A 26,225-nucleotide genomic window follows, 5' to 3' on the forward strand; every position below is an offset into this window, starting at 1 on the left:
TCTGACCTGATGTTACCTGCTTCTGAGCTACGTGCTCGTTAGTGACTGGTTGCGAGATAGGTCGCTCCGCCAGTCGCTGTCAGATAGACGTATCGACCGTCACTATGACCGGCGCTGATACCGGTGGCTGCGTGAAAGCTATTGTTACTCCAGACGGTGCTGCCGTTGACCACGATGGTGGCCTGGGCATTGGCGATCGGAATGGCAATGGTGCCACTGGTGCTGGCTGGTACCTGGGCCTGCAATTCAAATTGCTGGTTGACGGCGTTCTGTCCCCATTGAACGGCAATGGTGCCGTGTGGGGTGGGGACCTGGCCTTCGGCCCAGGGCTGTGTACCGGGCTGAGGCTTGATCTGCCATGTCTGGTAGCCAGGCTGGATCGGTGAGACGCCCAGGACGTACTCCGAGAGCGCGGTGGTTGAGCCGGTTGACCAACCATGTTCGGCGCTAACATTACCTCCGCCGAGTGTCCCATCAATGGCTATCTGTTCCCAGTCGGTACCAGAAGGGCCAGTGGTCGTGGTGGCCATATGTCCCCATTCGGTGGTCAGCAGGTTCATGGCGTCAGTGGTATCGCCACTCTGGAAGCGTGCCCAGAGGTCGTAAGAACCGATAAATGGGCTGATGAGCTGGGTATAGCCGCCGTTGGATGCAGGCTGAGAGACATCCAGTTCTCCGTAGGTGGTCTTCAAGCTCTGGGTCATGGTTGAGAGGATGCCGTTGACCTGGTTTGTGGGCGCGACGCCGTAGAGAACAGCAAGGGCGTTAGCATCCTGTGGCACCGCCCCGGTCTGTGTGGTACTGATGTTGTAAGCTCCTGTCGTTGTGTTAAAAAGGTACTGATTAATCGCGTTCTTGAGCGTGTTTGCTTGCGTCTGATATGTTGCGGCCTGGTCGGCGTGGCCAGCAGCGGTTGCGAGCAGGACTCCGGCTTTGAGCGCCTGGTAGTAGAGCATATTAAACGAAGCTATCGCGCCAATCTGGGCATTGTCATAATAGTGCCAATCGTCACCATCGTTGCTATCGGTAATAAAGAGGCCTTGACTGTTGACCTGCTGTGCGTTCCAGGCCAGTTCACTGGCGATGCCTGACCACTCCTGGTTAATAAAATTACTATCGCCGGTGTAGAGATAGTAGTCCGCCAGGTTTGTAACCCAGTACATCGAGTACGAGGCCGAGTAGTTGGTCGTTTGACCAGGAAGTAGCCCGGCGGTGTTAAGTGCGGTATTTGGGGAGAGATCTCCAGTGACAAAGCCGCTTTGCAGTTGATAACTGCCCAGCAGCTTTAGGGAGTCCTTAATATAGTCAGTGGCGTTCGAGGAATAGTAGAGGGTTGGACCAGCAACGCTGAGGTCACCTTCCCAGACTGCTCGGTCACGCTTGGCTCCATCCAGAATAAGCGGCAGGCTATTGCCGGGCACATTAAAGTCGCTGAGCGCTGATAGCTGGCTGAGCGCGTTCTGATAGAGAACGTTGTTGCTACTATCGACGACTTTAAGATTCTGGAAACTTGCTGCTTCGCTACCATACTCACGGAAGCCGATAGTTCCACTGGCATATGCTGGGGTGCCGCTGGGAAGACTGGTTGAGTTAAAGGAGGCGATCTGCTGGTTATCGATAGAAGTGGTGACGGTAGTACCCTGGACGACGGTTTTGACGCTGTGCCAGGTATTTGGTTTCAGGTCAAAGGGTAGTGCGACAGTGGCCAGCGCGGTATAGGTATTGAGTCCAGTGGCCACAACCTGCTGGAGCGAATTGGCTGTGCCACTTGTGTCATTGTCGGCATTGAGAATCAATAGATAGTTGTTGTTGGGAGATTGGCCACGTACAATCCAACCAGCTTGCGCATTATTGATTTCAGTAGAAAAGGTCATGGTGTAGTCGGTCCAACTGCTGCCACTAGCCAGAAGCGCTGCATTGCCACCCTGAATACTGAGCGCACTGTTTTGTATGTTCCAGGCACCAGAGGTGGTGTTGGGTTGGATCTGCATCTGGTTGAGCGTATACGTTCCGTCGTACCAGATACGGTTCAGCAGGGTATTGTCAGTGACGAAATAGCCCTGGTAGGTATTAGCTGTGCCCTGATACGGTTCATAGTAGATCTCTACAGCACTAAGCGTCACGCTTCCAGCGGAGGTCAGAGTGATCTCCTGGTAGCGTTCGCCTCCCTGGATGTAGCGGTTGACGATGTTTCCCGTTTGCGTGACGCTATAGCTATCGTAACGCTGTGGGTCGCCAGAGGCCCAGGGGCTTCCGCCATCTCCCGTTGGAGTGAGGTATGGCAATGCTTCACTGTATCCTGACTGAAGGGTGGGAGAACCCGACTCAGCACTGACGGTGAATTGTGGTAGTCCACCGACCTCTTTGCCGTAATCCAGAACGATCGTCGGGGCCGTGCCTGAACCTGACCAGGTCAAGGTCGTGCTTTGACCACTACCCGGCTGAGTCAGAGCAGTAGCATTGGTAACATTTCCGGCGGTGCTGAGGACCGCAACTGGATGGACGTCACGCGATGCTGGTGCTTGTACATATTGCTGCCAGTCTGGATTTGAAGGCCAGGGAAGAGGTGTTGTGCTGCTGCCCGGAACAAAAAAATCGTTGAGATTAGCAGGCTGGCTGAGGGAGTTCTGGTAGAGGATGGTGCCGCTCATGTCGGTCACTTGCAGGTTCTGGTAGAGAGCGGTCTCGCCAGTGGACTCGCGAAATCCGACTGTGCCGCTGGAGTACGATGGGGTGCCACCGGAAAAATTAGTAGAGTTGAAGGAGGCAATCAGGCTACCATCAAGATAGGTAGTGATGGTTGTGCTCTGAACGACAGTCTTCACCGTGTGCCACGTGCCAGGCAGCAAATTTTGTGCCAGCGAGACCGAGGCAAGAGAAACATAGGTGTTGCTGCCGATGCCTACAACCTGCTGCAAGGCATTTTGTGGTCCGACAGTGTCGTTGTTTGCATCGAGGATCAGAAGATAATTGTTGTTAGCTGATTGACCACGCACAATCCAACCTGACTGATTGGAGGTAATCTCGGTGGAGAAAGTCATAGTGTAGTCAGTCCAGTTATAACCAAAACCCAGTAGACCACCGCCGCCGCCCTGAGCACTCATCACTCCATTTTGAATGCTCCAGTCACTCGTCGCTGCCCGGGCGAGCGGGGGACGAACGAGCAGGTATTGCAAAAATAACAAGATGATCAGAAGAATGACCACAGGTTTACGCCAAACACATCCTTGCATGTAAATAAACCTTTCTGCGCAAAAAAACTGGAGAAATAGCATAAAACAGGATAGTCGTTATCCATTTGCACAGTAGAAGTCTCTGCGTACCCGGTTGGGCCCCTGGGTTGTGGGAGCAGGATGAAGATCAGGACAATGAGGATTGTACATCTCATCGGGCTAGCACTCCTTTGCTCAACTTTGTGCAAAAGAAACGATTATTCTATGCCTGCTGATGCTTTTGCAAAGGAGCACTATCTACTCCCTTGCCTCTCTTATCCATGGGTTTTTGAAACGTTTCAATAGCGAGTAAAAAAAAGATGAAACATTTCGTTTCTTGGGTAAAGAATAACTGAACATTCAGTTGTTTGTCAAGGACAAGTGTTTTTTATTTAGATGTGTGTCAGATATCCTCTTTTTTGTAACATTTTGCACACTTTTGCGATTTCATTAAAGGGAGGTTATAAAAACCCTTATGGAGGCGAAAGACAAAAAGATCCTTTCATGTCAAAATTGTTCATCTCAGACGCTTGAGATGCCGATATAACAACATATCGCAAGGAATTACACCTAAACAATCCCGGTTCTAATACTAACTATGTATATAGTGATCCTATAGTCGTAATGATAAGCATCATATTTATATGCAGGAGGTGCAGGTGCGTTAAAAAATCCTGAATTAATAAAAATCCTGGGAAATTTTTGAGTTCTTCACTATATGGATTAAGCGTAGTGAAGTAGTTTACCTTAATATATTGCATAGAAGGATAGTTATATGGAAAAACATGAATTCTTGTCGAAAAATATAAATATAAAACAAGCTCCCCTCTCTCAAATGACAGATGTAGGACAACGAAAGCTTCTTATGAAATGGAATAATACAGAGACTATATATGCTGACTACTCTCATCTTCATCAATTAGTTGAAAAGCAGATAGAGCTTACACCTGACGCTATTGCAGTCTATTTTGATGACGCGCAGATCACCTATGAAGAGCTCAATTGGCGTGCAAATCTCCTGGCACGGCGTCTCGACACGGTTGGCATTGGCCCGGATGTCCTGGTTGGCGTCTGCATGGAACGTTCGCTGGAACTTGTCATTGCGCTGCTTGCCGTGCTCAAAGCCGGTGGCGCTTATGTTCCCCTTGATCCCAGCTATCCACAAGAGCGACTTCTGTATATGGTTGCAGACGCTCAAGTTTCCTTGGTACTAATCCAGAAGGCTGTCTATGCACGTATCTCATTGCAAGGAGTACCTATAATAGCTTTGGATACCAGTGAGATTGATATTAGCTCCATGGCGCAGCCAGAGATAGAAAATCTCAATAAACCTGTCCAGCCTGAGAATCTAGCTTACATGATCTACACGTCCGGTTCTACGGGTAAACCTAAAGGTGTGATGAATCGGCACAAGAGCATTCACAATCGGCTTGTCTGGATGCAAGATACCTATCAACTGAGCAGTCAGGATCGCGTCTTGCAAAAAACGCCTTTTAGCTTTGATGTTTCAGTCTGGGAGTTTTTCTGGCCTCTGTCGGTGGGAGCTTGCCTGGTGATGGCTCTTCCTGAGAGTCACAAGGACGCAGCTTATCTTAAGACCATCCTCATCGAACAAGCCATCACAACGCTGCACTTTGTGCCTGCCATGTTACAAACCTTCTTACTTGAACCCGGTTTACAGCACATTCGCAGTATGCGTCAAGTGTTTTGTAGTGGTGAAGCACTCTCAATAGAGCTACAAGCACAATTCTTTGCGCAGTTTGCAGAGCCTGTCCAACTCTATAATCTCTATGGTCCGACCGAAGCTGCAATTGATGTCACTGCCTGGACGTGTCAACGTTCCACTCAGGAGGTGCGAAGCGTACCAATTGGTTATCCAATCGCGAATACGCAACTGTACATTTTAGACGCTTCGCTTCAGCCAGTCGCCATTGGGGTCACTGGCGACCTCTACATTGGTGGAGTGGGTCTGGCTCGTGGCTATTATCGACGTCCAGACTTAACTGCTGAGCGTTTTATCCCTAATCCTTTTGGGTCGGCAGCAGGAACACGACTTTACCGGACAGGCGATCTCGCGTTCTATCGACCAGATGGCGCTATTGAGTATGTTGGACGCATCGATCATCAAGTAAAACTGCGGGGCTTCAGAATTGAGCTGGGTGAAATTGAAGCGGTTTTGCAACAGCAGCCAGGAATTCTACAAGCTATCGTCATGATTCGAGAGGATAATCCGGGTGATAAGCGTCTGGTGGCGTATCTGCTGACGCCAAATACCTCGACGAGTAGTGAATCGCTACGCGCTACGCTTCAAGAGAAGCTCCCCGACTACATGCTTCCAGCACATTTTGTCCTGTTAGATGCCTTCCCACTTTCGCCAAGCGGGAAGGTGGATCGACGAGCACTCCCCGTGCCCAATAATGTTCCTGATAGACAGAAGCATCCTCTGCAAACTGCACGCACTCCGCTGGAAGAAGAGCTCTCAAACATCTGGTCAAAGATCCTTCATGTGCAGCAGATCAGTATAGATGACAACTTCTTCGAGCTGGGTGGGCATTCGCTGCTGGTGGCTCAAGTGATCTCGCGTCTGCGCCAGTGGTTGCATTTAGAGGTACCCAATCGCAGCCTCTTCGACATGCCAACCATTGCAACATTTGCTCCCCATATCGAAATGTTGTTACAGATGCACCAACCATCTTCACTATCTAGAGAGTTAGATCTTGTTCCGATGGTGCGATCGGGTGCGATTCCAGCATCCTTTGCGCAACAAAGTTTATGGTTTCTCCAACAGCTCGAACCAAATAGCGTCGTGTATAATCTCCCAGCGACATATCGTCTTGAAGGACCGTTGGTTATTAGTGCCTTGGAACAGAGCCTCAACGCACTCGTCCTTAGGCATGAGACGCTACGCACCACGTTTGCCGAACGCGATGGACACGCTACGCAGGTGATCCTGTCAGAGTATCACCAGTCTCTCCCGGTGATCGATATCCAAGAACTCTCTGAGGAGCGACGTGAGACATATGTCGATCACTTGGTGCGCCAGGAGAGTCAAACCCCTTTTCATCTGGCCTCGGGGCCGCTTTTCCGGACATGGCTTTTGCGCCTGGATGAGCAGCAGCATATATTGCTGCTTAACATTCATCACATCATCTCCGATGGCTGGTCCAGCACTCTCCTCTGGCATGACCTTATTGCGCTCTATCGAGCGTGCATTCAGAAACAATCTGTCGCGCTGCCAGCATTGCTGATCCAATATGCGGATTATGCGCTGTGGCAGAAACAGATCTTACACGGGCAGGCCTTGCAAGAGCATCTTAGCTATTGGAAGCACCATCTGGCTGGTGCACCTTATCTGAGCACGCTGCCCGCAGATCGGCCGCGACCAACTGTGCAGACAGGGAATGGTGCACAAGAGAAAATGATCCTTTCAACGCAAATGTTGCAGCGCCTCAAAACGTTGAGCCAGCAGGAAGGGGTTACGCTGTTTATGACCCTGTTGGCAGCCTTCCAGGTGGTCTTTATGCGTTCCAGTGGCCAGACAGATTTTGTACTGGGAACGCCAGTTGCCAATCGTTCCCATACAGAGGTAGAGAACGTACTGGGTTACTTTGTGAATACCCTGGCCTTGCACTGCGATCTGTCGGGTAATCCCAGCTTTCGCCAGCTCTTGCGACGCGTGCGTGATCTGACATTGCACGCGTACGCGCATCAGGAGATCTCATTTGAGCAAGTTGTCCAGTCGTTGCAGCTTGAGCGCTCTCTCAGTTACACGCCGCTCTTCCAGGTCATGTTCAGCATGCAGCGTGAGGATCAAGGTACTGAACAGGTTGGGGAACTTTCCTGGCGCTCCGTAGAAGTTGAGAGCATGTCATCGAAGTTTGATCTGACGTTTGATGCGCAAGAACAAGCCGAGGGGTTACGCATCAATGTGGAGTATAACACGGATCTGTACAATGCATCAACGATTGAACGGTTGCTCACGCACTGGCAGGTACTGCTCCAATCAGTCATGGAAGATCCAACTCAATCCATCGATGCGATCCCGATGCTCTCTGGCGCTGAGCGTACACAATTGCTGGACACATGGAACGCTACGCATGTGGACTATCCTGCCTATACGACGTTGTGCCAGGTCTTTGAGGCCCAGGTGAAGCAAAGACCGGATGCGGTAGCGGTCAGTGGTATCGATGGCGTTTTATCCTATCAGGAACTGAACGAGAAGGCGAACCAACTCGCACGGCTGTTGCGCAAGCGGGGCGTGAGAGCAGATACACTGGTTGCTATCTGCATGGAGCGCTCAACCGATCTGCTCGTCGCACTGCTGGGCATCCTCAAAGCTGGTGGGGCCTACGTGCCACTGGATCCAACCTATCCAATCGACCGTATTGCTTACATGCTTCAGGACAGTCAAGCCTCTTGTTTGCTGACCGAGCATCATCTGCTTCCACTGCTCACGTCGAGCACGGCCACGCTTATCTGCTTTGACCTTGAGCAGGACACCCTGGCGCAAGAAGCCACCGAAGATGTGATCCATACAGGTACTGCTGATGATCTGGCGTATATCCTCTATACCTCGGGCTCAACCGGACGACCCAAGGGAGTGCAGATTCCACAGCGCAGCTTGATCAATTTTGAGTTGGCGATGCGTGATCTCTTGAAGATCACCGAGCAGGATATCTTTCTGGCTATTACGACGCTCTCGTTCGATATTGCTGGATTGGAACTTTTCCTGCCCCTTCTTTGTGGAGCGCAGGTGTCGATTGAGCCGCGTGAGGTTGCCATCGATGGACATCAGCTCTTGCACAGGCTCAGCATGGTCCGACCGACAGTACTCCAGGCAACTCCTGCTACGTGGCGCATGCTTCTGTCAGCAGGCGCAGATGATTTCTCCGATCTTACTATTCTCTGTGGGGGTGAAGCTTTAACGGCGGAACTGCGTGATCAGATTTTAGCCAGCAAGCCGGCGGCGTTTTGGAATGTCTATGGTCCAACAGAGACAACGGTCTGGTCAGTTGTCAGCGAAATCACACCTGATAGGCGTGAAATCACGATTGGTTATCCAATCGCGAATACGCAACTGTACATTTTAGACGCTTCGCTTCAGCCAGTCGCCATTGGGGTCACTGGCGAACTCTACATCGGCGGAGTGGGTCTGGCACGTGGCTATTATCAGCGTCCGGAGTTAACGGCTGAGCGTTTTGTCCCCGATCCATTTGGCTCAGCAGCCGGAACACGACTTTACCGGACAGGCGATCTCGCGTTCTATCGACCAGATGGCGCTATTGAGTATGTTGGACGCATCGATCATCAAGTAAAACTGCGGGGCTTCAGAATTGAGCTGGGTGAAATTGAAGCGGTTTTGCAACAGCAGCCAGGAATTCTACAAGCTATCGTTATGGTTCGAGAGGATAATCCGGGGGATAAGCGTCTGGTGGCGTATCTGATGACGCCGGATCTGTCGATACGGAGTGAACTGCTACGTGCCGCACTTCAAGAGAAGCTCCCCGACTACATGCTTCCAGCACATTTTGTCCTGCTAGATGCCTTCCCACTTTCGCCAAGCGGGAAGGTGGATCGACGAGCACTCCCCGTGCCCAATAATGTACCTGATAGACAGGAGCATCCTCTGCAAACTGCACGCACTCCGCTGGAAGAAGTGCTGGTAAGCATCTGGTCAGAGGTCCTCAATTTGCCGCAGATCAGCATGGATGACAACTTCTTCGAACTGGGTGGGCATTCGTTGCTGGTGGCTCAAGTGATGTCACGTTTGCGCCAATCGTTGCATCTCGAGGTGTCCAATCGCAGCCTTTTCGAGATGCCAACCATTGCGACGCTTGCTTCGTATCTTGAGACATTGTTACAGACGCACCAAACAGCTTCACCATCAGAGGAGCTAGATCTTGTCCCGATGGTGCGATCGGGTGCGATTCCAGCATCCTTTGCGCAACAAAGTTTATGGTTTCTCCAACAGCTAGAGCCAACCAGCGTCGTGTATAATCTCCCAATGATGTATCATCTCGAAGGGCCGCTGGTGATCAGTGTCCTGGAACACAGTCTGAATGCGCTTGTGCTCAGACATGAAACCTTGCGCACCACGTTTGCCGATCGCGATGGACACGCCACGCAGGTGATTGCCGCAATGTATCACCAGTCTCTCCCGGTGATCGATATCCAAGAACTCTCTGAGGAGCGACGTGAGACATATGTCGATCACTTGGTGCGCCAGGAGAGTCAAACCCCTTTTCATCTGGCCTCGGGGCCGCTTTTCCGGACATGGCTTTTGCGCCTGGATGAGCAGCAGCATATATTGCTGCTTAACATTCATCACATCATCTCTGATGGCTGGTCCAGCACTCTCCTCTGGCGTGATCTCATCGCACTTTATCGCGCAGACGTGCAGAGAGAATTAGTTGCCCTGCCAGCATTGCTGATCCAATATGCGGATTATGCGCTGTGGCAGAAACAGATCTTACACGGGCAGGCCTTGCAAGAGCATCTCAGCTATTGGAAGCACCATCTGGCTGGTGCACCTTATCTGAGCACGCTGCCCGCAGATCGGCCGCGACCAACTGTGCAGACAGGGAATGGTGCACAAGAGAAAATGATCCTTTCAACGCAAATGTTGCAGCGCCTCAAAACGTTGAGCCAGCAGGAAGGGGTTACGCTGTTTATGACCCTGTTGGCAGCCTTCCAGGTGGTCTTTATGCGTTCCAGTGGCCAGACAGATTTTGTACTGGGAACGCCAGTTGCCAATCGTTCCCATACAGAGGTAGAGAACGTACTGGGTTACTTTGTGAATACCCTGGCCTTGCACTGCGATCTGTCGGGTAATCCCAGCTTTCGCCAGCTCTTGCGACGCGTGCGTGATCTGACATTGCACGCGTACGCGCATCAGGAGATCTCATTTGAGCAAGTTGTCCAGTCGTTGCAGCTTGAGCGCTCTCTCAGTTACACGCCGCTCTTCCAGGTCATGTTCAGCATGCAGCGTGAGGATCAAGGTACTGAACAGGTTGGGGAACTTTCCTGGCGCTCCGTAGAAGTTGAGAGTATGTCATCGAAGTTTGATCTGACGTTTGATGCGCAAGAACAAGCCGAGGGGTTACGCATCAATGTGGAGTATAATACGGATCTGTACAATGCATCAACGATTGAACGGTTGCTCACGCACTGGCAGGTACTGCTCCAATCAGTCATGGAAGATCCAACTCAATCCATCGATGCGATCCCGATGCTCTCTGGCGCTGAGCGTATACAATTGCTGGAAACATGGAACGCTACGCATGTGGACTATCCTGCCTATACGACGCTGTGCCAGGTCTTTGAGGCCCAGGTGAAGCAAAGACCGGATGCGGAAGCGGTCAGTGGTATCGATGGCGTTTTATCCTATCAGGAACTGAACGAGAAGGCGAACCAACTCGCACGGCTGTTGCGCAAGCGGGGCGTGAGAGCAGATACGCTGGTTGCTATCTGCATGGAGCGCTCAACCGATCTGCTCGTCGCACTGCTGGGCATCCTCAAAGCTGGTGGGGCCTACGTGCCACTGGATCCAACCTATCCAATCGACCGTATTGCTTACATGCTTCAGGACAGTCAAGCCTCTTGTTTGCTGACCGAGCATCATCTGCTTCCACTGCTCACGTCGAGCACGGCCACGCTTATCTGCTTTGACCTTGAGCAGGACACCCTGGCGCAAGAAGCCACCGAAGATGTGATCCATACAGGTACTGCTGATGATCTGGCGTATATCCTCTATACCTCGGGCTCAACCGGACGACCCAAGGGAGTGCAGATTCCACAGCGCGGCTTGATCAATTTTGAGTTGGCGATGCGTGATCTCTTGAAGATCACCGAGCAGGATACCTTTCTGGCTATTACGACGCTCTCGTTCGATATTGCTGGATTGGAACTTTTCCTGCCCCTTCTTTGTGGAGCGCAGGTGTCGATTGAGCCGCGTGAGGTTGCCATCGATGGACATCAGCTCTTGCACAGGCTCAGCATGGTCCGACCGACAGTACTCCAGGCAACTCCTGCTACGTGGCGCATGCTTCTGTCAGCAGGCGCAGATGATTTCTCCGATCTTACTATTCTCTGTGGGGGTGAAGCTTTAACGGCGGAACTGCGCGATCAGATTTTAGCCTGCAAGCCGGCGGCGTTTTGGAATGTCTATGGTCCAACAGAGACAACGGTCTGGTCAGTTGTCAGCGAAATCACACCTGATAGGCGTGAAATCACGATTGGTCATCCGATTGCCAATATGCAAACGTATATTCTGGATGCCAGACAACAGCCGGTTCCGATTGGAGTTCTCGGAGAACTCTATATTGGAGGCGCTGGTATGGGGAGAGGGTATATAAATCAGCCTGCGTTAACGCAGGAAACATTTCTACCGCATCTTTTCAGTCCCCGACCAGCGGAGCGCTTCTACCGGACAGGAGATCTGGCTCGCTATCGAGAGGATGGCTCGATCGATTTTCTCGGACGAATCGATCATCAGGTGAAGATTCGTGGCTTCCGCATCGAGTTGGGCGAGATCGAGACAGTGCTGCAACAAATGGCGGAGATTAAGCAGGCTGTGGTGATAGATCGTGAGGATACTCCCGGGGACAAGCGTTTGGTCGCGTACATAATTGTGCGCGAGAGGTCTCTATCGCAGCAGACACTACGGGGAACCCTCAAAGAGAAGCTTCCAGAGTATATGATGCCGGCGGCGTTTGTCTTTCTGGATGCCTTTAAGCTGACGCCAAATGGTAAAATTGATCGTCGGGCACTTCCCGTTCCTGACATGAGTCAATCGGCCATGGCAACAGAGCGTGACGATCAGCCTTCGGTGATTATGCACTACCAGTTACGTACTATCTGGGAAGAGCTTCTGGGCATTCATACAATTGGTATTCGAGACAATTTCTTTGAACTGGGTGGACATTCTCTGCTCGCAACACGTATGATTGCTCGTATCAAGCAGGTTTTTGGTAAGAATATTGCGTTATCAACGCTGTTTGCAGGACCAACCATCGAGGCGCTGACCCGCGTACTTATGCAGCAAACTCAGACTGATCCCCAAACGCCTCTGATCCCTGTACAGATCACGGGATCAGATATAAAAAAGCCCTTTTTTTTCTTTCATGGTGATTGGTCTGGAGGAGCCTTTTATTGCTTCACGCTGGCGAAAAAAGCTGGTTCAGATCAGCCATTTTACGCAATTGAACCAGCGGTCTTCCCCGAAGATGGCGAGATACCGACGATTGAAGGTCAGGCCGCTGCTCAGGTTGAACTGATACGGTCAGTCCAACCTGCAGGTCCTTACTATCTGGGTGGCTATTGCAATGGTGGAATTATCGCGTATGAGATAGCCCAACAGCTCCAGGCACAAGGTGAACACGTAGCTTTTCTTGCGCTGGTCGATCCGCCATATGAGGAACGTGTCAAAAAATTTGCGTTGCTGAGTGAGCGTCTGCTGGGTTTGAATCAATGGCAGCAATGGCAAGCATATCTCTCTGTGCGTCACATCTTCATTCGCAAGATACGACCCTTGATGCTGCTCCTGACAAGAAAAAGCGATGTGCAATTGACAAAAAGCATTCAGGTTAGTATTGAGAAAGATCACGCATTTACACGCCTGTTACCAGGTATGAAAACGCTCAGAGAAGACTACAGCTCGATTTTTACCTGGGCATTACAGTATTATGTATCCAGACCTTATCATGGTAAAGTGACGCTTATATGGGCCAGCGCACAGCAAGCGTTGGAGCCGAATAATCCCTGGATTGATCATGAGCAGGTTGCAGATGTTGAGTCGCACATTATTCTGACATCTCACTATGGCATGTTGACCGACAAAATTGAGGCATTTGCTGAGTGCCTGGGGAGCGCCTTGCGAAAGGCTCAACGAGAGGAGGCTAGGTTATAGTGAGGACAGGCGCATTCAGGTAAACAAGAACTCAATTTATTGTGCAAGGGTAGGGTGTTTTCCCTCTGGGTAACCGTTACCCTCCAGGAAGTCTGAGGCACGCTCGCTTTTTCGCAGAAAATGCTGGAAAAATTTGGTTTTCCATGCGAATTTTTCCAGTGAATTACTGTTCTTCTTGACGGCCGATCATTTCTATGTTAATTGCTAGAGCGGAAAAGGTAAACGTTACCCTTAATTTGTCCTCTTTTATCCGCGTCAACGTCAGAGAGAGAAAATAAGAGGATGATGCCTTTTTCATGGAGGTTTCTCATAGGTATCACATCAAGGGCCGGATTTTTTCTCAATCGAGGACGATCGATGCAAAAATGCAGCTGTATGCTCATTGTATTTCTCCTTGTTCTCACGAGTGCTGTGACAATCTTCGGTCGTAGTCTTTTTTCCCAACATGTAAAAGCCCAAGCTTCTCCGCACGTGACTGTCGCCGCAATTGATCCATCACTCGTTGCAGGACGCGGTGCTCAGCTTGGTCTCGTTGAGCAGGAGGCTGAGAATGCCACAACGAATGGGACGATACTCCCGTTTGATACGTCGGCTTATACGTTGTCGAGTGAGGCATCAGGTTGGCAAGCGGTGCGGCTGGTACCGGGCCAGTATATCTTGTTTACACTCACGCAGCGAATGAATGCGATGACGATCGTTACGCGCTTCCAGATGCACCAACTGGTGGCGGAATCGACGCTCCGTTGAGCATAAGCGTGGGCCACAGCGGTAGTGAGAACAAGCTCCCACAGATGATCACGCTGACCTCGAAGTACTCATGGCTCTATAACCAATATTCGTTCACGAACGATCCAAATGCAGACTTGCTACATCCTGACTGGTGGATCACCGAGTGCACGTGCGTTCCATCTTCTACGATACCGTCGCTGAGCGGAACGAAACCGTTCCGTCCAATGCACTTCTATGATGAGCAGCGTTTGTCTCTCAATAATACCTATCAGGCAGGAGACGTTGTCAGGCTGACGATGCCTGCCCATTCACATGCAGCATGGACGGTCATCGACCTTGTCGACTTTCAGGAGATCGCCAGTCCGGCGCCGCAGCCGAAGCATTCAGTCTCCGTGACGTCTTTCGGTGCTGATCCGAGCGGCAGGGGCGACTCTGGCAATGCCTATGATCTCACAATTCGGATAGCGAAAGCCTTGGGGATGACCGTCTATATCCCGGCTGGCACGTTGCAGGTGAACAGGCATATCATGGTCGATGATAGCACTATCGAAGGTGCTGGCAACTGGTGGTCGATTACAAAGGGCATCAGGTTACACTCTCCTCAGCGGCCTCAGATGGCACTGTGCACGCAGGCGTTGGCTTCTAGGGCAAAAGTGCAGCTGATGGTGGGAGTCATACTGTGCATTTGTCGAACTTTGCCATTGAGGGTGACGTCCGTGAGCGCATTGACACCGATCAGGTGAATGGTATTGGCGGGGCTTTGAACAACACGACGATCAATGGGCTCTATATCCATCACACGAAAGTTGGCATCTGGCTTGATGGGCCGATAAACAACGTGGCGATTAAGAACCCGGTTATTGCAGATCAGATCGCAGATGGCATTAATTTTCACCAGGGAGTGACAAAATCGAGCGTCATAAATTCGCTCATTCGCAATACGGGCGATGATGCACTCGCGATGTGGTTGGAGGCAGTCACTGGTCAGCCTGAAATTGAGGACGCTAATAACGTGTTCGACCATAACACGGTGCAGAACCCGATATTCGCGAATGGGATTGCTATCTATGGTGGTCGCGACAATACTGTTTCGAACGATATCGTTGCCGACTCTGTGCGTGAGGGCAGCGGTCTTCATGCAGGATCGCGCTTCGGCTCGACTCTGTTTGCTGGCTATCTCCGATTCACGAACAATACGACCGTCCGGGCTGGCTCATTCGAGCTCAATTGGAAGATTGGCCTGGGAGTGTAAAATTCATAAATAAATGAGGGGAGTGTTGAGTCAGTGAGTGAGGTGTGGGTGGGATGTATGACGGTGGAGAAAAGTGAGGTGTGGGTTGGAAGGAATGTGAGGTCAAAGCTGTTGAGAAGCGGGAGTGAGGCTGCAGGCAAAGCGTGGCTAAAGAGGGAATGTGAGATGGAAGTGACCTGCTAAGATGGAGAGACAAAAGATGGTTAGCTCATCGGTTGATCGTTTTCTCGCTCAAATGTGACCGGACTGACGTAGGAGAGCGTGGAATGAAGTCGGATTGAGTTGTAAAAACATTCTACGTATTCAAAAACCGCTTGGCGTGCTTGACGTCGTGTCTGAAAAGAGGATCGATAGATACACTCTTTTTTCAATGGTGCAAAGAAAGACTCCATCGCAGCGTTATCCCATGCGTTCCCGGTCCGACTCATACGCACCTGAATTCCTTCCCCGGCCAAACATGCTTGATAGCCCAGGCTGGTATATTCGCTGCCCCGATCCCAATGATGCAACAGGGGAAAACAGTCACTTTCAGGATGCCGCCGGGCTAAAGCCATACGGAGCGCCATCGTCACCAGCGCCTCGTCCTCAGTCGCGGCCATCGCCCAGCCCACGACGCGACGTGCGAACAGATCGAGGACAACCGCAAGATAGAGCCATCCTTCCTGGGTCGAGATCATGGTGCAATCGGTGACCCACTTCGTATTGGGTGCCAATGCACTGAAATCACGATCCAACAGATTGGGTGCAAAGCGGGCCGTTGGATCGCTCGTGGTGCTCATAGAACGACGGGACCTTTTGGGCAAGGCAGAAAGCCCCAGCGATTGCATCAAGTGCACCACCCGTTTGCGTCCTAGACTTTAACCACGAGGAGAGATTTTCTTTGATTACCCTCAACCTCAATCGTGTTAACACATTAGTTTGACCCTGCAGTGCATTCGACCGTACCAGAGTCTCTCCCATCCGAATTCTGAACATTCCACTGGGTTTTGGGGCCAGTGATAATTTTGAGGGTTAGACGATATGTTTCGGTTACAGCCGTGATATTATGGTTGATGACAACCTGAGCACCGCCGTCGTAAGATGTGCCTGGCCCTATACTCGCAGGTGGAATGATCAACTGCTGATGTGCAATATAATTGGTTTGGGTCATATCGGATTGAGGAGTGTCTTCTGCTCCTTCCCAGGAATTTAGGAGACCTTGACTGAAAACCACAGCAGTTTTGCCAGAGATACTGCTCACTACTACCGTTTCCACACACAATTGCTCATGTTGTTGAGCATACTCGTTTAGGACAAACCCAACATCTGGGTGATTTTGCCGTAAGACTCCTACTTGGCCGAAGTACAGCACTGCCGACAAATTTTGTCCCGAGGGTTGCTGTATAGTAAGTGGTATCATAATCAGGGGACTAGTCTGTGTAGTTGTAGGAGTCGGAGAGTTAGATGTAGGCAATAAAGATGTAGTAGAGTTTTGAAAATTATATTGTTGAGCATTTACTAGGATACGAATTTGAGGGACAAGAGGACAATTATAACTCCCAAAATGAGGGATATTCCTATTATCTGTCCAAATCGACGTTTGTTCTTGTCATATGTAGGTTGAAGAAGTTGAGTTGTTTGGGAAGGGTTGGGTGGTAGTGGGTTTACCTGGAAATGAGCGTAAATAAAGGACCCCGCAGTAAAGATAGTCCCTATAGCAGTTGCAATATAACTTAATACTGGAATAGAGATAGATGCTATTGTAATAGTAGTGGCAAGAATAACCAATGCGATGACACAACCACCAGAAGCCCAAGGTGATATTCCACGCCGATTTCTCATCTCGTCGTCCCTCGCAGCAAAGCAAGTTTTCAATAAAAGGGTCCCACATTGCGATAGTATACACACTATAGTAAATGAATATAGTATAGAAACTCAAAAGCTGCATTGAATGTGAGTGAAGGGAAGCGAGCAGAGGAAACATCTAAGAACCACACCGAGGAGTGTCGAGACAGGCGTGACAAAGTGCTCTTACCGTATATGATGACCGAAAATGATATCAACGCGATTATGACCCAAGCACCAACTCACAGCCAGAGCGACATGATAATCCAAGTCCTCTGTATGAAGACGACCTGTTACCAGTGGCAACACCTGGCCAGACAGATGCTCATAGAGCTCTTGCGCAAATTGCCGGCGATAGCTATGAATGTCCAGCAAGCTCGATAGGCGAGAAAAGACTGGCGCATCCGGTGCTTTGCCTGCCACTTGCGAGAAGACCGCCTCTTCTCGGCCAGGAAAGACTGGCACTTCCCGCCTTTCCCATTCACAACCACAACCATCAGTACTACAGATAAAACTCAGATTTTACACGACTGTCTCGCGCCAATGCAGGAGATAAACCTGTGCCGATGGAAAGAGAGAGTCAAGGGGGTTATCACCATTTACATGTGACTGATACCAAGGCTCATCATTTGCATACGGGACATGGGGATCGCCTGTTCGTTCAGCGATTGTCGGTCCATCGCCGCTCATCCCTACAACGATGGACATATGCACAATACGAGCTTCCGTTCCATACCACAGATAATAGATCAAATCGCCAGGTCTAGCCATAAGCGCCGAAGTGGGATCGTACAGATTAAGCGGAATAATGCTTGCCCATCCTTGGCCAACAATGTAATTCTTCAGTTCTGTAGCGTTATTCCATTGCAGTGAAGACTTACCACTATTGACATACAAATCGACAGCATCAGTATCAAGATACCAACTACCACTGTAAGGTAATCCTCCATGCGCTAACGCATTTGAGGCAAACTCGGTGCATGGATCGTGGGGGTGCTGATCACGATATTCTGTCACATTTTGCTTTGCCCAAATTGCTGCTACATTTGGGTTAAAAGATGGCGGGTAATTGGCTGGGGTACCATGTGGTGGTAGAGGAAAAATTAAGTCATTGACATCTCGAAGCGTTGTGGCCGTTTTGGATCCCACCACTCCATCTGTTTCTAACCCGTATAGTCGCTGGAAGTTTATTGTTGCCTGACGGGTCAGAGGACCAAAATCTCCATCTACACTTAGCCCCCCCAGTTCTCTCTGTAGCAATTCCACACATGCTCCGTGCGAGCCCTGCGTCAACACTGGACACCCCGGAAACGAGCCTGAAGCAGCCATTGCTGTGGTAGGTGCAATGTTCTGCCTTACTAAAATTAACACTAGACAAATGATGATAGCTCCAACACCTGCTCGCCAAATTTTTTGCATTTTGCGCTCCAATCTGATAGTCTGCTAGACGTAAGAATACTCGACTTGCTTCTGAACATCTTAGAAAAGACGGTTGTTTAGCCTTGCCAAGTCTCGTTGCAACAACATAATATCGCTTGTAACTGATGACGCTGGCAAGGGCGAAACAGCCATGGATATGCCGATTAGTACGACTATCAACGGTAAACAGTACCAATATACAATTGTAGGTCTATCCATTTTGAAGTCCCGTACCATATAAATTTCCCTTTCACGAACTTGAGAGCATTTTCCAAATTCAAATGTTTTCATATGTGATTACAATTATTGCTGGTAAAATACTATTTTGCGTTTATTCTATATTTTTGCACATAATTCAAATAAAAATTTATTTAACATTAAATATCCCTAAAACCTCTTTTATTATTGATTAATCTTCATTTCTAAGCCTATATCTTGATACTGTAGTAGCTTGTTATTCTTAATGCGTTATAAAGCTTGGCTACAAACGTTAAAAATATAGATTAGATGAGATAGGATACCTGAAATTCAGGTGCCATAAAGAATATACAGCAGGAAATCTATTTCAGGGGAGCTATATGTGATTCTTTTTGTGAACTTCTGTGAGATAATTTGTGAGCTTTTGTGAGGATCTGTGATGGCGAATTTGAAAGTATTTCGTGAAACAGTTTGGGGGTATATTCATCAACTCCCTGGGAAAAGCCGAACTCGTATGACTCTTACTGATTTTGCCAAGATAGTAGGTATTGGTCGAGAAAATCTCACTAGAAAATTGAATGGATCCGCAAATATAAATACGTCAGATGTACATGATATTACCAATGTCTTTATAAAGAAAAAAATAATTACCAAAAGAGAACAAGTGCAAGAACTCCTTAAATTAGTAGATATGGACTTAGAATCTTGCTTTCCAGGTGGATGGAAAAATCCAGATATAGATTGTTTAGAATATAGTGATGTAGCGATTACTCATCAATCACCAAGCCAGCCATTACCTACTTCCTCAAACGAGACTTTCATAAAGATACAACAATCTGAGCCGCTGCTCACACCTATCGATTTAGCTAACGCTCAGGGGGAAAGTCCATCGCAGCCTCAGCCTGAGAAGCTTCGCGAAACCCTCGGATTTTTGGGTTTTCAAACCACTATTTGGCGGAGGTACAAATGGTGGTTCACAGGGGGAACTCTTCTTTGCCTCTGTATTCTCGTATTTGCATTGGTTACTACATGGGTTGGGAATCAGAGTATAACTTCTAAACCATCTCTGACTATTTCCACCTTGACACCTGCCCGGCTAACAACCATCACTCCAACCTATCACGATACCTTGATAAATGCACAGTCTTTACACTGGCAAGTGCCTCCAAGATCGGAGAAGATCCGAAGTTGCAACTTTACACCAAAAGGGTTGCAAGCCATTGATCGATCTTCTTGGCCATTAGGCATATGCTTTGAACAGATGTTGCCACTATTTGCACCACAAGACCAGTTTGCAATTCAGGCAGTAGTGACCTTCTCTTCTGTAAATGATCCGTCAATTCCTCATAGCGTGGGTATTGTTTTTGGAGCTTCAGATATTTCTGACACAGCATCAATGAAGCGTTTACGCATTGGCAGTGATGGCACCTACGATCTTTTTATACAACATGAAAACCATACAGGTCGCCTTAGCATATGTACAAATGTGAATAGTCCACAAGCACAGAGTACATTATCTAATAACTCTAATGATCCTACCAATCCTTTTATTCATCAAGGAATAGGAAAGAGTTCAATGAATATTATTACTATCGTGATTATCAAATCATTGATTTCAGTTTATATAAATGGTCATAAGCTTATAACCGTTTGTGACCAAGTTCCCAATACTGGATACATTGGGCTCTTTAGTGCCTCGCCGAATTTAAATGAGGTGACTGAGGGAGATTTTACAGATTTTACATTGTGGACAAAATTTTCGTAGTAGGTATGCCACTGTATAGATTGTCGTTTGTCGAATAATGGGTCTGGCACACTTTAGACACTGTTGGGAAACCCTCCAACCTTCCCATCGTATGTGCTAGGATAAGAAACGAAGAAGGAGTCTGAGCAATTACATGCAAGAAGGAGCAGGAAGATGACCTTACATCCTCAAAACGAGTGTTCGATCCCGGAAGAAACTGCTCGTGTGGCTCGTGCAGCCTATCCCAAAGGGAATCTGTCTATGAAGGTGCGTGATACCTTGGGAACCATGTACTAGGACGAAGCCTTTGCTCATGTGTTTCCACAAAATGGACGCCCTGTCGAGGCTCCCTGGCGGTTGGCATTCATTACCATCGTGCAATTCATCGAAGGATTGCCTGATCGACAGGCGGCAGACGCGGTACGCGGGAGAATCGATTTGAAGTATGCCCTGGGCTTAGAACTCACAGATTCCGACTTTGACTTTACTATCCTCTCTGATTTTCGCAAACGTCTGGTGGAAGGAAAGGCCGAACACGTGCTGTTGGATGCAATGTTATGTTTATTTAAGGAGCGTGACTGGCTCAAGGAACGCCAACGTCAGCGCAGTGACTCGACTCATGTGCTCGCAACAGTGCGTGCGCTCAATCGACTCATGTGTGTCGGCGAGGCTATGTGCTTTGCTCTCAACAGCATTGCCGTTGTTGCTGGGGGGGGGCTGCTCACCCACAGTGACCTTGAATGGGTTGATCGCTATGGACATCGAATTGAGGAGACCTATCTCCCACGTGGTCAGCAGGAACGCGAGTCGGTTGCTGACCTCATCGGTCGGGATGGCTTGAGTTTGCTCACCGATGTCTCTGCTGCCGATGCTCCTCTCTTCTTGCGCGAGATCCCAGCAGTGCAGGTCTTACGCTGCATCTGGCTGCAAAACTACGTCTGGGTCGAGGGCCATCTTCACTGGCGCAGTAACGAAGATCTTCCTGCAGAGAAGCTCTTTATCAACTCGCCCTATGATCAAGAGGCCCGCTATGGCAAAAAACGAGAGACACGCTGGACGGGCTACAAAGTTCACATCACCGAGACGTGCGAGAAAGACGCTCCTCATCTGATTACGCATGTAGCAACGACCATCGCTGCTACCACCGACGAGGCGCTCATAGAAATGATCCATGTAGACCTTCAGCACGCAGGTCTCACCCCTCGTCAACATGTGCTTGGTTCAGGCTATATTACCGCACCAATTCTCGTCAGTAGTCAGCAACAACATGGCATTGAAGGAATTGGGCCTGCTCGAGGCGATGTGAAATGGCAAGCGAAGACGGAGCGTGGCATTGATGCTAGTCAATGTGGTATCGATTGGCAACATCAGTATGCCACCTGCCCCGAGGGGCAGCGCAGTATCAATTGGACTCCAGCCATCGACGATCGGAAGAACGAGGTGATCAAAATCAAGTTTTCCTCCACCGATTGTGGTCATTGCTCTCGCCAGCTTGACTGTATCCGCTTGGCAAACAAGTACAAGCGGCGCACCCTCACGATCCGACCACAAGCCCAACATGAAGCGCTTCAAGCCGCTCGCCGCCGACAAAAGACGCCAGCTTTTGCCAAAGAGTATGCTCTGCGAGAAGGTATCGAGGCAACTATTTCCCAAGGAGTTCGTGCTTTCGGTATGCGTCGCTCCCGTTATAGAGGTGTTGCAAAAACACATTTGCAACACCTTGGGATTGCTGCTGCGATAAACATGATGGGTGTGGAAGCATGGCTCGATGGGGATGAATTAGCTCCCACACGTGTCTCGACCTTCCAAAGGCTTTACAATGCAGCTTAATGTCATTTGACTTGATATCTGGCGTAGTTGCCAGAAAATATGCCATGAATTTTCTGACTTCGAGCAACCAATCACTGCCGTTGGGAGCCTCGGTGGGAAGAGCCGAGTGACGCGCAGGTATATCGGATCATCAGGGAGATGAAAGCCTCGCTGTTGACGTTGGCCCACGCGGGTGCAGGGGCGTATCGTGAGGAGTATGATCTGTTGTATCGGCGAGAGGCGAGCAGATCCGAACGCGATCTGGCAGGCGGATCATTGTCTGTTGCCGATGTGGGTGAAAGACGGTCAAGGGAAGACCCAGAGGCCGTGGTTGACGGTGATCGAGGATGAGAAGAGTCGAGCAGTGGCAGGCTACAGACTCTCGTGGTCGGCGCCGAGTGCGATCCAGACGGCGCTGACGTGGCGGCAAGCGTGTGGAAGACGCGCAGTGGCTGTGGATTGAGGAATTGCAGTAGAGCGAGACAGACTTTGCAGAAGAGCGAGAGGAAAGAGGGGCGTGGGGAGGGTTGCTCTAAGCGAAGTCACAAGCTCATCTATTGGAGGGGGTGAGAGGGCGGGCGGCTGAGCGGGTTATTTTTCTCGTCATACTAGAAAAGAAGGGGAGAGTGGAAGGAGTGAAAGGCTCCTTTTTTGTGGTAGTGTGAGCATAGGTTCAAGATGGGGGTGGATATGTGTAGGATGGGTGAGCATGGTAGGAGAGAGGGAAGGGGCGTCGTTGCAGGAGTTGGCCGCTGCCATGGTGGAAGACCTCGACGAGAGGCCAGAGGTAGATATCCAGACACCATCCCGCGTTGTGTGTAAAGGCAAACCATAAACGAACAAGCAGAGTTTCAAAAGCGATGCGCTTGTCTCCAGAAGTTGAGCAGATTTACATGTTGCACCGTTCAAGTTAGGCTTGGCTGATCATGAATTGGGCAAATGTAATCGTTTCAGCTTGCGCTGCAAGACTATCCGCTTTATCCGACGAGCCGTGCCATTGAGTCGCCTGTTGAATAAGCTCAGCCCATTGCGGATACTCTTGTGCAGCCCATGACGCACCCTTAAACTTTGATACCTGCTTTCCGAACCGTATCGCATACAAGCCGCGACACAAGGAGAGAATCACGTATGATTGGTAGCCCACCCAGCGTGCTTCCTTTGCTAGGCCTAGCCAAGACGAGAACTCGCCCTTAATGGAGGTAACAAACTCATCCTCAGTTATAGTCGGAATGAATGTCTTGGGCGAAGGGCCTTCTATCGTCAAACCCTGCTCCTGCACCATATACCAGTCCATGAGCCACTGAATGTCCATGTCACGGTAGTGGAGATATTCACCTGGACTGACACGAGCGATTCTCACTGTACTTGTCTTAAAGGCTCGCATCGCTTCAACATCAACGTAGGCTACCTCTATTCGATCGTGCCAAGCGGGATGCTTCTGGACAAAGTCTTCGTGCATGGCTTTTAAATCGTGTAGCTCGTCGTCCGTGACATCACTTTCAACGATAGCTAGTAGGTCAATATCACTGGTTTTTGAATCGAAGTCGCCACCAACCAGTGAGCCGAACAAGTAAAAGCCGCGTAACCTTTCGCCAAGAGCGATTTTAATAGAAGTGTGCAGCTCGCTAATAAGCTGATCTACTTCGGGATAATGAGTTTTAGACATAATCTACCTTTCAATTGATGTTTAGACAAAAATAAGCTCAGACAATCTCCTCTTGCAGAAGATTGTCTGATTGTAAATTTGCTCACGCGCATGGGAGGAAATTTACACAGAAGAAGGAGCGCTGGCCCAAGTATATCATCAGTGATCAGAAAACAACTGCTGCAAGGACGGATTGTTACACAGGACGATCGACAAAGGCAACCTTCCCCTAACCCAGCCCAACAGGCTGGTTGCTTGATCTCTCCACCACTATGAGTCTTCAGCCGTTAGCCAACCGGGATCTTCGGTAAGCGAATATCCTGGATTACCGCCCAGACGATGGTCAGGCAACTGGTTTCGGTGGTGAAGGTATCAATCTGATCCGTGCGTTGCCGAACATTGCTGAAGAGGCTTTCAATGGCATTGGTACTCCGGATGTAGCGATGCATGACCGGTGGGAAGGCATAAAAGGTCAACAAATGCTCTTCATCCTCAATCAAGCTGCGAACAGCTTCAGGATAGCGCTTCTGGTATTTGGCTTTGAATGCCGCTAGGTTCACGAGGGCGTCCTCTTTCTTCTCCTGAGTCCAGATCCCTTTGAGATCGGCCATGACCTCTGGCTGTTCGCGTTTGGGAATCGCACTCATCACGTTGCGCTGTTTGTGAATCAGACAGCGTTGCCGAGGAGTGGCTGGAAAGAGCGCGGAGACTGCGGCGAGCAGGCCATCGGCACCATCAGTCACCACCAGATCAATGGCTTTCATGCCGCGATTGCGCAGATCTTGCAACAGGCCCTCCCAGCCATCCTGACTTTCTTCGGCGCAAGCTCGGAAGCCCAGGACTTCACGGCTGCCTTCCAAATCAACTCCCAAGGCCGTTAAAATCATCGTGGAATCGGTTTGGGTTCCATGACGAACCGTGAAATGGATCCCATCCAGGTAAACAATCCGGTAATGAGCGAGCAGAGAACGCTGCCTCCAGGTCTCATATTGCTCAGTCAAACTCTGGTTGAGACGACTGACGGCGCTGGCAGAGGGCGCGACTCCCATCAGCTTTTCCGCCACTTTGCCTACTTTCTGGGTACTAGTTCCACTAACAAACATCTGGGTGAGCGCTTCTGCTACTTCTGGTTCATAGCGACTGTAGCGCTCGAAGACGCCGGTGTGAAAGACTCCTTCCCGATCTCTGGGGATTTTGAGATCCTCAATTTCTTCTAGCATGATCTGTTCAAGCAAGACCTGAACAGCGCTCACCGCGAGACGACGTAAGTACTCACGGAAGTCCTCTGGCTCCGGCAAGAGGTTTGGCCTGGCCTCTGGCGTTGAAGCTAGAGCGTCTGATGTGGTAGGTTTGTTCTTAGACACAGGCATAACACGCTCCTTTTTGTGAAATGAGTGACGAGTTCCAAAGGAACTGTTTATGCCTGTAGTATCGCCTCAACACTCTCGCTTTGAAAAGCTTCTCGCTTACACACAACGCGGGATGGTGTCCAAGCGAGTCATGGAGGAGAAAGGTCCTAGTTCTATCGACTCAACGGAGGGCATGCGCGTGAGCAGAAGGATTTTTCTTCTTTTCTCAGATGACAAGAGCCTCGCGGTGCGCTTTTAGGAGGACGAGAGGGAAGGGGAGGGAGGATGTGGGCAAAAAAAAGAGCTCAGTGAGATATGCTCAAAAAAGCTTACCTAATAAGTATACCAGAAGAGAGGCCAAAAAGCAAGGGGCCGTTTTAAAACGTCCCACCGAGCGTCTGCGTGTGTGGTGAAAGGGACGTATTGAATGGTTCACGTGGCCACCATATTGATTACTACTTGACAGGAAACAAGGTAGTATGATACACTTTCTTGAAAAGAACAGCAGTGGAGATGTCCCCCGTACGCGTTGGGGGCTGTGACGTCTGTCTGTTGGTGAGAAAGGAGGGAAGCCATGCCGACCCCAAGGTGGTTACGGGCCTATTGGAACGACGCATTAGAGCCAGCGCTTGCCGAGTGGGAACTGGCGGGAGGAACGCAGGCGCAGTTGCAGGGCCTCTTTGAGCAGATGCTCGTGGATTGGCCGCAGCTGCGTCGTAAGCCGCTCTCGGACTATACGGTGGCGACCTATCTGACGCAGACGCGTGAGTGGTTGAGTCGGTTGCCACTCACCGAGCGCAATAGCGTGCGCTCAGCTGAAACAGGGAAGCTACAGCATGTGGCGCTGAGTGCCTTTAATTTTGCGCCGGAGCACTGGGCCGAACTGACGATGCGCTCACGAGGCACGGTGGAGCAGCGCAATCAGCATCTGGTCCGGGTCCCAGATCCGCAAGCGATTCTGGTGCAGGGATGTGCATTGCTGGCGCGTGAGGACTGGGCGCCGCTTGCGGCAGGTCTTCTGGCGATGGTGGGTCGACGGGTGGGTGAGGTGTTGCTCTCAGGAGAGATTGCGCCCAAGTCGGCGTATTCGGTGATGTTCTCGGGACGCTTAAAACGCAGAGGGATGCCGGAGTATGC

At 50.0% G+C, this 26,225-nt stretch carries 13 protein-coding genes and 3 pseudogenes; 9 read left to right on the forward strand and 7 right to left on the reverse strand.

The annotated features are described in order from the left end of the window. Positions 1-38 precede the first annotated feature (38 nt). Positions 39-3,233, reverse strand: a complete 3,195-nt coding sequence (locus tag AC27N8_RS13525) for an alpha-L-rhamnosidase-related protein (protein ID WP_487067844.1) — start codon at positions 3,231-3,233, stop codon at positions 39-41. An 844-nt stretch (positions 3,234-4,077) separates the two neighbouring features. Between AC27N8_RS13525 and AC27N8_RS13530 the strand changes: the two genes are divergently transcribed. Next, complete coding sequence (locus AC27N8_RS13530; protein ID WP_487067846.1) at positions 4,078-13,119, forward strand: non-ribosomal peptide synthetase; 9,042 nt, start codon at positions 4,078-4,080, stop codon at positions 13,117-13,119. Positions 13,120-13,476: 357 nt separating this feature from the next. After that, positions 13,477-15,094: pseudogene (locus AC27N8_RS13535) on the forward strand (glycosyl hydrolase family 28-related protein); the annotation flags it as partial. A 209-nt stretch (positions 15,095-15,303) separates the two neighbouring features. Here the strand turns inward: AC27N8_RS13535 and AC27N8_RS13540 are convergent. From AC27N8_RS13540 to AC27N8_RS13555, 4 genes and pseudogenes are all read right to left on the reverse strand, one after another. Continuing rightward, positions 15,304-15,942 (reverse strand): annotated as a pseudogene (locus AC27N8_RS13540) (IS3 family transposase); the annotation flags it as partial. 71 nt (positions 15,943-16,013) lie between these two features. Next, positions 16,014-16,355, reverse strand: coding sequence for a hypothetical protein (locus tag AC27N8_RS13545; RefSeq protein ID WP_487067848.1), 342 nt, complete (start codon positions 16,353-16,355; stop codon positions 16,014-16,016). A gap of 755 nt (positions 16,356-17,110) precedes the next feature. Then, positions 17,111-17,389, reverse strand: coding sequence for a hypothetical protein (locus tag AC27N8_RS13550; RefSeq protein ID WP_487067850.1), 279 nt, complete (start codon positions 17,387-17,389; stop codon positions 17,111-17,113). A gap of 57 nt (positions 17,390-17,446) precedes the next feature. After that, the gene (locus AC27N8_RS13555) at positions 17,447-18,190 is read right to left on the reverse strand and encodes a peptidoglycan-binding domain-containing protein (RefSeq protein WP_487067852.1); all 744 of its coding nucleotides are present in this window, start codon (positions 18,188-18,190) and stop codon (positions 17,447-17,449) included. Between the two features lie 790 nt (positions 18,191-18,980). Here AC27N8_RS13555 and AC27N8_RS13560 point away from each other — a divergent pair. From AC27N8_RS13560 to AC27N8_RS13585, 6 genes and pseudogenes are all read left to right on the forward strand, one after another. Further along, complete coding sequence (locus AC27N8_RS13560; RefSeq protein WP_487067854.1) at positions 18,981-20,306, forward strand: hypothetical protein; 1,326 nt, start codon at positions 18,981-18,983, stop codon at positions 20,304-20,306. 153 nt (positions 20,307-20,459) lie between these two features. Beyond that, positions 20,460-20,582, forward strand: a complete 123-nt coding sequence (locus tag AC27N8_RS13565; protein ID WP_487067856.1) for a hypothetical protein — start codon at positions 20,460-20,462, stop codon at positions 20,580-20,582. A gap of 15 nt (positions 20,583-20,597) precedes the next feature. Beyond that, positions 20,598-20,786, forward strand: a pseudogene (locus tag AC27N8_RS13570) (transposase); the annotation flags it as partial. Between the two features lie 171 nt (positions 20,787-20,957). Further along, positions 20,958-22,115 carry a transposase gene (locus AC27N8_RS13575; RefSeq protein WP_487067928.1) on the forward strand — a complete coding sequence of 386 codons (1,158 nt, stop codon included), beginning with the start codon at positions 20,958-20,960 and terminating at the stop codon, positions 22,113-22,115. Between the two features lie 196 nt (positions 22,116-22,311). After that, the gene (locus AC27N8_RS13580) at positions 22,312-22,557 is read left to right on the forward strand and encodes a hypothetical protein (protein WP_487062711.1); all 246 of its coding nucleotides are present in this window, start codon (positions 22,312-22,314) and stop codon (positions 22,555-22,557) included. Positions 22,558-22,803: 246 nt separating this feature from the next. Continuing rightward, on the forward strand, positions 22,804-22,929 hold the full coding sequence (locus tag AC27N8_RS13585; RefSeq protein ID WP_487062709.1) for a hypothetical protein: 126 nt from the start codon (positions 22,804-22,806) through the stop codon (positions 22,927-22,929). Positions 22,930-23,004: 75 nt separating this feature from the next. Here the strand turns inward: AC27N8_RS13585 and AC27N8_RS13590 are convergent, their stop codons facing one another. Next, entirely contained in the window at positions 23,005-23,760 is a 756-nt protein-coding gene (locus AC27N8_RS13590; protein WP_487062707.1) for an aminoglycoside adenylyltransferase domain-containing protein, read from the reverse strand. A gap of 266 nt (positions 23,761-24,026) precedes the next feature. Then, a complete protein-coding gene (locus AC27N8_RS13595) occupies positions 24,027-25,109 on the reverse strand; it encodes an IS256 family transposase (RefSeq protein WP_487062705.1) in 1,083 nt (360 codons plus the stop codon). Between the two features lie 553 nt (positions 25,110-25,662). Between AC27N8_RS13595 and AC27N8_RS13600 the strand changes: the two genes are divergently transcribed. Further along, the coding region (locus tag AC27N8_RS13600; RefSeq protein WP_487067858.1) for a protelomerase family protein at positions 25,663-26,225 on the forward strand (563 nt) is incomplete at its 3' end.

It is taken from the genome of Dictyobacter sp. Z7_2 (genome assembly GCF_057551105.1).